Source organism: Streptomyces prasinopilosus (assembly GCF_001419695.1).
GTDB lineage: Bacteria > Actinomycetota > Actinomycetes > Streptomycetales > Streptomycetaceae > Streptomyces > Streptomyces prasinopilosus.
Window position 1 is genome coordinate 1 of sequence record NZ_LIRG01000021.1, and the last position, 7,244, is coordinate 7,244.

A 7,244-nucleotide genomic window follows, 5' to 3' on the forward strand; every position below is an offset into this window, starting at 1 on the left:
GTCCGCGTCCGGACGCGGACCACCGGTGGCGTAGGCCGTCCCGGCGGCCGGAGGGGGCGCCGGCGGCGGCTCCGGCGGGAGGACCGGGTCCGTCCCGCCGGATATGACGGAGGCGGTCGAGGCGGTCGGACCGCTCGAGGGGCTCGAGGTGTCCGACGGGGGTGTCGATGAGCAGGTGGTCATGCTCGGCTCCATGAAGGAAGACTCAGGCCGCTCCTCGCCCCCGGACGTACGACGAGCGACGTTACGTGGACCATTACTAGGCGCCCCCGCCCGGCCCGGCCACCCGGCTGGGCCACCGGTATGACCTGTACCACTCCACCGGCTTCCCCGGGCGGTCATACCGGAGCCGTTCCCGGGCATCCAGACAGGGGGGGGAACGGCGCCCCGCCGCACCTCGAGGAGGACAGCCCGTGGACACGACCACCGTGGTACTCGTCGTCGCCGCCGTCGCCGCGGCCGCCGTGCTGGCGTGCGCCGTGGTCCTCGCGGTGCGACTGGTCCGCACCCGGCGCGAGCTGCGGCGCGCCGGTCTGCCCACGGGCCCGCGCTGGGTGTTCTGGGGCGCGGTCCTCTACCTCGTCCTGCCGACCGACCTGCTGCCCGACCCGGTGTACCTGGACGACATCGGCGTGCTGCTGCTCGCGCTGCGCTCCCTGCGCGGGTCCCTCGGCGCGGGTTCACCCGGAGCGGCGTCCCGGCGCCCGGACCGTGAACCCGCTCACGACTACGCTCCGTGAGGAAACCAACCACCCGTTCGATTCGTATAAGTCTCTGGAAGCCAAAACAAGTCGGCGGACCAAGCAGCGGCGCACAGGGGGCCGTCGCTGGTCGGCGCGGTACCGACGAGGGAGAGACGATGCAACCGTTCGCGCTCAACTACGCACGGCCGGCACGGGAGTTGGTCATAACCACTCCGTATGTGTACGACTCCGGGCTGCAGTTGAACGTCCTCGCCGACGGACGAGTGGCGGCCCGCGATCACGCACTGTTGCGGGAGGTGGGCACCACGACGTCCACGGCGGGTTCCAAGACCCACTTCGACGACTGACCGTGAGCCGCAGACCATGACCGTACTGATCCTCACCTGCGAGGAGGACGTGACCGCCGACATGGTGGTCGTGCACCTGCACGGCTCCGGAGTCCCGGTGGTACGCGTCGACCCCGCCGACCTGACCGCCGGCGTCTCGCTCTCGGGTGAATACGTGCACGGCCGTTTCCGAGGCCATCTCTCCGCCGGGGGGAGGCTGGTGAGCATCGGCGGACTGCGTTCCGTGTGGGTGCGCAGGCCGGGCACCCCGGCCGGGCGGGCGGCCCAGCCCTCGCCCTGGCTGACCGAGGAGGCCGCTCAGGCCCTGTACGGGATGCTGCGCGGCTCGGACGCCCGCTGGATGAACCATCCGGACGCGGCCCGGCAGGCGCGCCACAAACCGTGGCAGCTCCGGCTGGCGCAGCGCTGCGGTCTGCCCGTGCCGGCCACCGTGATCACGACCTTTCCGCGCGCCGCCCGGGAGTTCGCGGAGCGGTTCCCGGACCTGGTGGTCAAGCCCGTTTCCGGGGCGCACCCGCAGGATCCGCCGCGGGCCGTGCCGACGAGCAGGGTGGCGCCGGACGCCGACTTCACCGCCGTGGCGTTCGGGCCGACCCTGCTCCAGCGGCGGATAGCGAAGCGTGCCGACATACGGCTCACCGCCGTGGGCGAGCGGCTGCTGGCCGCCCGCAAGGCGGCGGACACCGGTGCCGAACCGGTCGAGGTGGATGTGCGTTTCGCGCCGCCCGGGGCGCCCTGGGAGCCGGTCGACGTGCCGCCGCGCATCGCCGACTGCGTCCGCACCTACCTTCGCGAGGCCGAACTGGCCTACGGGGCCTTCGACTTCGCCGAGGACGCCGACGGGACGTGGTGGTTCCTGGAGTGCAACCAGTCGGGTCAGTTCGGGTTCGTCGAGGTGGAGACGGGTCAGCCGATCGCGCGTGCCGTCGCCGAGTGGCTGGCGCGGCCCGTCCCCGGGGAGACGGTGGAGGCCGGCAGGACGCCCACCACGGCACGCTGAAGGCCCCGTCACCACGGAGGAGCGTGGTGGTGCGGGCCCGTCCGCCGGGGCGGTACCCGGATCAGTGCGGCCTGGGGCCGGGCAGGAGGGCGGTGCGCTGCCAGCCGTTGCCCGGGGACTGCCGGCGGTCGGGGCCGCCCTGGGGGTACCCGGAGGACTGCAGGGGCCCCATGACCAGCTCCAGTTCCCTGTTCACTCGTTCGGCCTCGCTGCGGACCTGTGCGGGCACATCACCGCGCTCCGTGATGAGTCGGTCGTAGATGGGGGATTCCTTGAACACCCTGCAACGTGCCTCTCTGCTTCGTCGGCCCCGGGACGGGGACGCGACTGACGAGTCTATGCGTCCGGGCATCCTTCAGGGGGAATTCACCCGTACGACTTGACGCAGACGCGTGCACGGGAAATAGTCCGCGCGCTTCCGGGGCCGGCGGGCACGGGGCGGCGGCGCGGCCGGTCAGGCACCCGTGGACGAACCGGGACGGACGATCATGAGAACCGTGACCGTCGCCCACAGCAGGTTGAACACCCCGGTGAACATGGCCAGTCGCGCTGTCGCCCGCCGGTCGACGGGCTGGTGCCGGGCCAGCCGCTCGACGAGTTCGTCCTGACGGGGCAGCACGAAGGCGATCAGGACGGCCGCGGCCGCGGCCGTGAGCGCGATGGAGGTGACGAGCCAGCCGTCGCCCAGGACCCCCATGGCGAGCGCGGTGGCCAGCCCGAGCACGGGGACCGTGACGCCGACGCGGGAGTAGACCCTGCAGATGCGGTGCAGCACCTCGACGGTGGTCACCGCCGTGCCGGGCCCGTCGCCCCCGGCGGGCGCGGCGCGGCGTGCGGCCGGCGGGAACATGCTCGCCGCGACGGTCACCGGACCGACGGCGAGGATGGCGGCGAGGACGTGCAGGGACAGCAGGAACTTGGTCACCGGGGCTCTTTCCTTGGCGTGATCAGCGGTGCGGCACTCACGCTAAGGGCCTTCCGGACCTTCCCTGATGGGCTGGATCGACAGCCTTCCACGGATTCCCGCCAACCGTGCCCATCGGCCCCTCCTCCGGTCTCCGGCGCCCCTGCCACCCTCCTGCCCCGGCTCTCACGAGTGGCGGGAATCCGCCTATCGTGGCGTTCATGCACTCCGTGGCGATTCTTCTGCTCGACCGGGTCATTCCGTTCGACATGGCGGCCCCCCAGCAGACCTTCGACTGGACCCGCCTGCCCGACGGCCGGCCCGCCTACCGGGTGCGGCTGTGCGCCGAGACGCCCGAGGTGGCGGCGGACGGCGGGTTGTTCCTGCGCGTCGACCGCGGACTGGAGGCACTGGCGGACGCCGACACGATCATCGTCCCGGGCCGCGCCGACGGTGCGTCACCGCTCTCCCCCGCCGTCGTCGCCGCGCTGCGCCGGGCGGCCGGTGCGGGCACCCGGATCGCCTCGGTGTGCGTGGGCGCGTTCGTGCTGGCGGAGGCGGGACTGCTGGACGGGCTGCGCGCCACCACGCACTGGGCGGCCGCGGACCGGCTGGCCCGCGACTTCCCGCGCGTCGAGGTGCGGCCGGACGTGCTCTACGTCGACAACGGGCAGATCCTCACCTCGGCCGGGGCGGCCGCCGCGCTGGACATGTGCCTGCACATGGTCCGCCGGGACCTCGGCTCGGTGGTGGCCGCGAACGCGGCCCGGATGTCCGTCATGCCGTTGGAACGGGAGGGCGGGCAGGCCCAGTTCATCGTGCACGAGCACCCGCCCGTGCCCCGCGGGTCGGCCTTCGAGCCGTTGTTCGAGTGGCTCGAGGACAACCTGGCGCACGAGATCACCCTCGGGGCGATGGCGGCGCGTGCCGGGATGAGCGAGCGCACCTTCGGCCGCCGCTTCCGCGAGCAGACGGGCACCACGCCGGTGCAGTGGCTGCTGCGGGCGCGGGTGCGGCGCGCCCAGTACCTGCTGGAGAACAGTGACCACACGGTCGAGCGGATCGCCCGGCAGTCCGGGTTCGGCTCGCCCACGGCGTTCCGCGAGCGGTTCCGCAAGGTGGCGGGCACCACGCCGCACGCGTACCGGGCCGCGTTCCACGGCCGCCGGCCCGTCGCGGGCACCGGCTCGTAGCTCCCGGCCGTACGGCCGGGCAGCAGCCGTGCCGCCGGTCACACGGTCAGGCAGCGGCCGTTCTCGCCGTCCGGGTCCGCGGTCCGGCCGACGGGCGCGGTCCGTCCCTGGGCGAGCAGCGCGTCCGCGCGGGTGACGGCCTCACGGATGCCGGCGGCTCCCGTCATCACGCAGAGGGTGTACGTGACGTCCTCCAGCTCGCGGGCCGCGGCGGGCGAGTGCCGCTCCGCCTGTGCGATCCGCAGCGTCGCGTAACGCGTCAGCAGTCGTCTGACGGTCTTGGGGTCCGGTACCAGCACGAAGGCGCCTCTCTCTGGGTGTGTGGCTGCGCCTACCCGCATCGCCGGGAAGTAGTCCACCCCGTCCGGCCGGCCGGACGGGGTGGGCCGGCGGGCGCTCCACGGGGCCCGTCCGTCAGGCCGCCTGCCCGCCGTGCAGTGCGGTGTAGGCCCCTCCCCGGCGCAGCAGTTCCTCGTGGGTGCCGACCTCCTGGATCCGACCGTCCGCCATGACCACGATCCGGTCGGCACCGCGCACGGTGGACAGCCGGTGCGCCACGACGAAGGTGGTCCGCCCGTGCAGCAGCCGGGCGAGGGCCTCCTGGACCAGCGCCTCGGAGCGGGTGTCCAGCGCCGAGGTCGCCTCGTCGAGAACGAGTACCTTGGGGTCCCTGATCAGGGCGCGGGCGATGGCCAGGCGCTGGCGCTGCCCGCCGGACAGGCGGGCTCCGCGTTCCCCGACGAGGGTGTCGAGGCCCTGGGGCAGCCGGTCGACGAACTCCAGGGCGTTGGCGTCGCGCAGCGCGGACCGCACCGCCTCCTCGTCCGCCTCGTCCATGCCGTAGGCGACGTTCTCCCTGACCGTGCCGTCGAAGAGGATCGACTCCTGGGGCACGACCGACAGGAAGCGGCGGTAGGTGCGCAGGTCCAGGCCGCTCATGTCGGCGCCGTCGAGGAGCAGGCGGCCCGAGGTCGGGCGGATGAAACCTATGACGAGGTTGAGCACGGTGGACTTGCCCGCGCCCGAGGCCCCCACCAGGGCGACGGTCTCGCCCGGGGCGACGTCGAGGGTGAAGTCGCGTACGGCGGGGCGCCCGTCCCGTTCGTAGGTGTGGCCCACCCCCTCGAAGGCGACCGCGCCGCGCAGGGCGGCGACTTCCTCCTTGCCCTCGTTGTCCTCCAGTTCGGGCGCCTGGAGGACCTCGCCGACCGAGCGCACGGACTCGAGGCCCTTGGTGATGACCGGGGCCAGGCCCGCCAGGGTCGTCGTGGAGCCGGTGAGCGTGGTCAGGAAGGCGCTCAGCATCACGATGTCGCCGGCGGTGACGCCCCAGACGTCGTAGTACGAGATCAGCGCCGCGCCGGCCAGCACGAGGACGCCCACCACGTTGAGCGCCACCCAGGCCAGCGAGCCGAACCGGCCGTTGACCAGGTCCAGGCGCATCCCGGAGGTGAGCAGCCGGTTCAGGGTGCCGTCCATCCGGCGCAGGGCCTTGCCCTCCAGCCCGTGGGCGCGGGTGACCGGGATGAGCCGGGTCATCTCCGTCACCCGGGAGGAGAGGGTCTCCACCTCGTGCCGGAAGTGCTCGTTGTGGGTCCGCAGCCGGGACCGCAGCCGGGCCACGAGCAGGGTGGCGGCGGGCACGACGACCAGGAAGACGGGCAGGAACTCGGGCGTGCGCAGGCCGATGATGACCAGCCCGCCGATGAGGACGGTGATCGCGCCGAGCCCCGTCTCCGCGGTCTGCTGCACCATCTGCTCGACGGTCTCCACGTCCCGCACGACCTTGGCCTGGAGGACGCCGGCGCTCACGCGGGAGTGGTAGCCGATGGAGAGCTGCTGCATCCGCGTGCACAGGGCGGAGCGCAGGGCGGTGCCCATGCGGCGGACGCTGCCGTACAGGAGTCGCACGTAGAGCAGGTGCAGCGGGTAGTTGACCAGCAGGATGAACATGATGACGCCGGTGCTGGTCCAGAGCTGCGAGACCGGCCGGTGCTGCACCACGGTGTCGATGATGGACGCGGTGATCAGCGGCAGCAGCCAGACGGGACTGTGCTTGACCGTGAAGACGCCGACCGCGGCGGTGAGCCGGGCGCGGTCGGTCCGCAGGAGATAGGCGAGGGTGCGGACGGGGTGCTCACCCCGGTAGCGGTGGTCGAGTGGTCTTGCCGGCGACGACGCCATCGGCGGTGGTCCTCCCCTGAGGCCGGGAACGGCGGGTGCGGTCCGGGTGCGGCGGTGCGGCGGACGCGCTCTCCGCCCTGCTCCAGGAAGCGCTTTCCCCATGGTCGGGCGGGAGTACACCGGCCCCGTGCGCGTGATCGCGCCGGCGGTCGCGTCCCGGGGTCCCTCAGGCGGCGTCCAGCTCCGCGATCTCCTCGGCGCCCAGTTCCAGGTCCGCGGCGCGGACCGAGTCGCGGACGGACTCCGGCCGGCTCGCCCCCGGGATCGGCACGACCACCGGTGACTTGGCGAGCATCCACGCCAGGCACACCTGGTACGGGCTCACCCCGCGCGTCCGCGCGACGCGCGCGAACGGGGCGTACGACGAACCCAGGTCACCGGCACGGGTGATGCCGCCGAATGGGCTCCAGGGCAGGAAGGCGACGCCGAGTTCGGTGCACAGCTCCAGCTCGGGCCCGCTGGAGCGGAAGGCCGGCGAGAACTGGTTCTGCACCGAGACGAGCCGGTCGCCGAGGATGTCCCGGGCCTGCCGGATTTGCTCCGGATCGGCGTTGGAGATCCCGGCCATGCGGATCTTGCCCTCGTCCAGCAGGTCGCGGAGGGCGCCGACGGACTCGGCGTACGGGATACGGGGGTCGGGCCGGTGGAACTGGTAGAGCCCGAGGGCTTCCACGCCGAGCCGGCGCAGGGACGCCTCGCAGGCCTCCTTGAGGTGCCTAGGGCTGCCGTCCAGCGTCCAGCTGCCGTCGCCGGGACGCAGGTGGCCGCCCTTCGTGGCGACCAGGACGTCACCGCCGCGGTCGTGGGAGGCCAGGGCCTTGGCGATCAGGGTCTCGTTGTGGCCGACCTCGCCGGCGTCCCGGTGGTAGGCGTCCGCGGTGTCGATCAGGGTGACGCCGGCGTCCAGCGCGG

The 7,244-nt window shown here is 73.0% G+C and carries 9 protein-coding genes; 4 read left to right on the top strand and 5 right to left on the bottom strand.

All coding sequences use genetic code 11. The features are described from left to right. Window positions 1-413: 413 nt before the first annotated feature. The 3 genes from AOK18_RS01430 to tgmB all read left to right on the top strand — a co-directional run bounded on the left by AOK18_RS01430 (window position 414) and on the right by tgmB (window position 2,051). A complete protein-coding gene (locus AOK18_RS01430; protein WP_055573964.1) occupies window positions 414-740 on the top strand; it encodes a YkvA family protein in 327 nt (108 codons plus the stop codon). Window positions 741-859: 119 nt separating this feature from the next. After that, on the top strand, window positions 860-1,051 hold the full coding sequence (tgmA, locus tag AOK18_RS01435) for a putative ATP-grasp-modified RiPP (protein ID WP_055573965.1): 192 nt from the start codon (window positions 860-862) through the stop codon (window positions 1,049-1,051). Between the two features lie 16 nt (window positions 1,052-1,067). Continuing rightward, window positions 1,068-2,051, top strand: a complete 984-nt coding sequence (gene tgmB / locus AOK18_RS01440) for an ATP-grasp ribosomal peptide maturase (RefSeq protein WP_055573966.1) — start codon at window positions 1,068-1,070, stop codon at window positions 2,049-2,051. Between the two features lie 61 nt (window positions 2,052-2,112). Here tgmB and AOK18_RS01445 read toward each other — a convergent pair whose 3' ends face one another. Then, window positions 2,113-2,331 carry a hypothetical protein gene (locus tag AOK18_RS01445; RefSeq protein ID WP_055573967.1) on the bottom strand — a complete coding sequence of 73 codons (219 nt, stop codon included), beginning with the start codon at window positions 2,329-2,331 and terminating at the stop codon, window positions 2,113-2,115. A 174-nt stretch (window positions 2,332-2,505) separates the two neighbouring features. Continuing rightward, the gene (locus AOK18_RS01450; protein ID WP_055693064.1) at window positions 2,506-2,976 is read right to left on the bottom strand and encodes a hypothetical protein; all 471 of its coding nucleotides are present in this window, start codon (window positions 2,974-2,976) and stop codon (window positions 2,506-2,508) included. 200 nt (window positions 2,977-3,176) lie between these two features. Here AOK18_RS01450 and AOK18_RS01455 point away from each other — a divergent pair, with 200 nt between their 5' ends. Continuing rightward, window positions 3,177-4,148: a GlxA family transcriptional regulator gene (locus AOK18_RS01455; protein WP_055693066.1), complete on the top strand. Its 972-nt coding sequence runs from the start codon at window positions 3,177-3,179 to the stop codon at window positions 4,146-4,148. A 38-nt stretch (window positions 4,149-4,186) separates the two neighbouring features. Here AOK18_RS01455 and AOK18_RS01460 read toward each other — a convergent pair whose 3' ends face one another. The 3 genes from AOK18_RS01460 to AOK18_RS01470 all read right to left on the bottom strand — a co-directional run. Further along, entirely contained in the window at window positions 4,187-4,447 is a 261-nt protein-coding gene (locus AOK18_RS01460) for a DUF5133 domain-containing protein (protein ID WP_055573969.1), read from the bottom strand. Window positions 4,448-4,562: 115 nt separating this feature from the next. Then, window positions 4,563-6,332, bottom strand: coding sequence for an ABC transporter ATP-binding protein (locus AOK18_RS01465; protein ID WP_055572255.1), 1,770 nt, complete (start codon window positions 6,330-6,332; stop codon window positions 4,563-4,565). 166 nt (window positions 6,333-6,498) lie between these two features. Continuing rightward, the coding region (locus tag AOK18_RS01470) for an aldo/keto reductase (RefSeq protein WP_055693065.1) at window positions 6,499-7,244 on the bottom strand (746 nt) is incomplete at its 5' end.